Here is a 2,880-nt window from a genome sequence, read left to right as displayed (position 1 = left end):
AATATTAAGTGCATTACTTCTAACAATTAATTATTACGGATCACGTTATTTGAACAGTATGCTCAAACTATGGTATGAACGAGCACGACCTGATGTGACGCAGCTTGTTACAGCAACTGGATATAGCTTTCCGAGCGGTCATACGATGAATGCTACTGCTTTTTTAGGATTTATTGCATACGTCACAATTACAGAAGATCGTATTTCATTGCATAAAAAGTTGCTGATTATTTTTATAGCAAGCTTCGTTGTATTATCTATTTCAGTTAGCCGAATTTATCTTGGCGTGCACTATCCATCTGACATATTAGCCGGATGGGCAGCGGGCGGTAGCTGGCTCGTTTTATGTATTATATTTCATAAGGCGTTCATTAAAAAAGAACCTATGTCATAATAGGTTCTTTTTGCATGGGCTCCACATGAATATGAGCATGGTAAATTCCGAATTTTTTTCGAAGCATATCTTCAATATTGTCAGTAATACAATGGCTTTCGCTAACATCCATTCGAGCATCTACTTCAATTGTAATATCCACATACGTTTGGTTCCCATACATACGAGCACGAATATCTACAATATGTTCTACACCTGAAATATGCCCTATAGCATCAGCGTATTCATCCATTTTTTCAGGATCAATTCCATCCGTTAGCATATGAGAAGCTTCTACGAAAATTTCCCACGCGGTTTTACAAATAATAAGACCGACAAGTAAAGCAGCAATAGGGTCCAAAATAGGCATTTGGAACTGTGCTCCGACTATACCTACTACTGTACCAATACTTACAAGAGCATCTGATAAATTATCTTTTGCAGCAGCCTCTAATGATTTACTTTTTGTTCGCATTGCAATCTTTTTCGTATACTTGTATACACCGTACATAACGACAGCAGAAAATAAAGCCACCCATGCAGCAAGTACATTAGGTGCTGCTTGTTTCGGATTGAAAAACGATTGAATTGCACTAATAACAACTTCTAATCCGACCGTTGCCATAATAAAGGAAGCAACAAGTGATGCGATTTGTTCTGCACGCGAATGCCCATATGGATGATCTGGGTCACGAGGCTTACGAGAAATTTTCAGGCCAATTAATATTGCTAAAGAAGCACCAATATCCGTTAAGTTATTCAAACCGTCAGCACGTAATGCGCTAGAGAGGGTAATATAACTGATGATGATTTTCATAGAGGATAAAAATATGTAGGCTATAATGCTGACAATAGCACCTTTATCAGCTTCTTTATGAGAAAGAGAATCCATTTTAATCACTCGCCTTTCTACAAGGAATTTCTTTCTATACATAGAGTATCAAACGAAACTCGTGTGGGTCTATACAAACATTGTTGACGTTTTATAGCTTTTTAAGAAGGGGATAACAAAGTTTCGTTAAGGAAAAATATGTTGAAAAGTACAAAGTGGAAATTTATTAAACAATTAATGATGATTATGGCAAATGGAAAGAGGGCGAGAATAATGATTCTCAAAATTTTTTTCATATATATTTTTCGCAAAATGACTCTTTGTAATTCCTCATGTGAGTAATATATAAGAAATGATAACAAAATTCTTCAATAAGAAGAGGAGAAAGCATTATAATATTCACTTTCCAGAAAGAGACAAAGGCAAAGAACAATTTGAAAACGAAAAAAACCTCTGATGATTTTTCAGAGGTTTTTCGTTTCTTAGTATGCTTCTAAAAACTCAGTAACTTGCTCTTCCGTTTTTGCATTTGCACTATGTAAGTGACCTAACTTTTCGCCATTTTGATATACAAGTAGGCTTGGAATACCCATTACTTGATACTCTTCAGCAATACTTGGGAACTCATCTTTATTAATAGAATACCATTCAAATTTATTGAACTCTTCCATTACATCTCCGATAAAGTTGTCCATACGCACGCAATCTGGGCACCATGTAGTAAAGAACTTAACAACTACTGGCTCCTCGCTTGCGATGATGTCTTTGAATTCTTGTTCAGCTTTGATTTCTTTCATGTTTTTGACTCCTCTCAATGTCACACGGATAAGCTAGTATTTTTATGCAAAATCCGTATTTGCAAACATTTTGCAAACATTAGTGTTTTTGAAATAGGTTGTTTGCAAAATCCTCGACTGCTTTTTCTTGTAGGCCTGGTACAACATGTGAGTAGGTGTCCAAGGTGATACCTACTTTTTTATGCCCCAATCGTTCACTCACAATCTTCGGATGTATACCTTGCTTTAACATACTCCTCAGAACATGGAACCGAATATCAGGAACCTCACTTTTCGTTATAAGCTTTTTCCAGAGCTGTGTCAAACTTCTGAAACGGCAGACCAAATCGTAGTCATTATAGCTTTCATCATATCGCTCTTTTTCCTCAGAGATTTTTTGCAGATGGTCATTTAGTGCCATTAAAGTAATGTCAGGTAAAATCAGCAATCTTTTTCCATTGTATACCTAAGATTTCACCTTTACGCATTCCACATGTAATAGCAAGAAGATAAGCGATATAATAACGGTTTTCTTTTGCATGTTCTAAAAAACGAAGAACTTCTTCATCGGTTAAAAAGCTAGGGTGTTAACGCTGATTTAGTGGAGAGAGCTCATTATATCACTCTTTCGGAGGAGGTGAGTTAGGATGCGGAAATGGTTAAAGAAACTATTTTTGAAAAAACACCCACCCTGCATTGTTCGTGAGGAACAATGCAGGGTGGGCTTCAATTAAACGAAACTGATAGGATCTGTGAAAATTGTGCCCAAATTATGCATGGAAAAGGTATTGAAAGAGATGAATAGTACTCTTTACATCTTATTCCATATATAACAAAGCTGGTTAGCTTCTGATTCAAGCGCTATTAAATGATCATTATTAATAGAGTTATTCGTATAC

4 protein-coding genes are annotated in these 2,880 nt (G+C 36.0%); 1 reads left to right on the top strand and 3 read right to left on the bottom strand.

Going from position 1 to position 2,880, the window contains the following annotated elements:
• On the top strand, nucleotides 1-394 hold a 394-nt coding region (locus AB3X49_RS20590), incomplete at its 5' end, for a phosphatase PAP2 family protein (protein ID WP_367964418.1).
• Here AB3X49_RS20590 and AB3X49_RS20585 read toward each other — a convergent pair.
• The 3 genes from AB3X49_RS20585 to AB3X49_RS20575 form a co-directional block, all read right to left on the bottom strand.
• Nucleotides 384-1,265, bottom strand: coding sequence for a cation diffusion facilitator family transporter (locus AB3X49_RS20585; protein ID WP_002085782.1), 882 nt, complete (start codon nucleotides 1,263-1,265; stop codon nucleotides 384-386). The two genes, AB3X49_RS20590 and AB3X49_RS20585, sit on opposite strands and share 11 nt — an antisense overlap.
• 422 nt (nucleotides 1,266-1,687) lie before the next feature.
• Entirely contained in the window at nucleotides 1,688-2,002 is a 315-nt protein-coding gene (locus AB3X49_RS20580; RefSeq protein ID WP_002012639.1) for a thioredoxin family protein, read from the bottom strand.
• 79 nt (nucleotides 2,003-2,081) lie between these two features.
• Entirely contained in the window at nucleotides 2,082-2,429 is a 348-nt protein-coding gene (locus AB3X49_RS20575; protein WP_367964416.1) for a site-specific integrase, read from the bottom strand.
• Nucleotides 2,430-2,880: the final 451 nt, after the last annotated feature.

Source organism: Bacillus sp. C30 (genome assembly GCF_040838255.1).
GTDB classification, from domain to species: Bacteria; Bacillota; Bacilli; order Bacillales; family Bacillaceae_G; genus Bacillus_A; species Bacillus_A mycoides.
This window is presented reverse-complemented; position numbering and strand designations above follow the sequence as displayed.

What these genes read in the sequence shown, in the direction of transcription:
- AB3X49_RS20580 (WP_002012639.1), bottom strand. Translation starts at nt 2,002, where the DNA reads ATGAAAGAAATCAAAGCTGAACAAGAATTCAAAGACATCATCGCAAGC.
- AB3X49_RS20585 (WP_002085782.1), bottom strand. Translation starts at nt 1,265, where the DNA reads ATGGATTCTCTTTCTCATAAAGAAGCTGATAAAGGTGCTATTGTCAGC.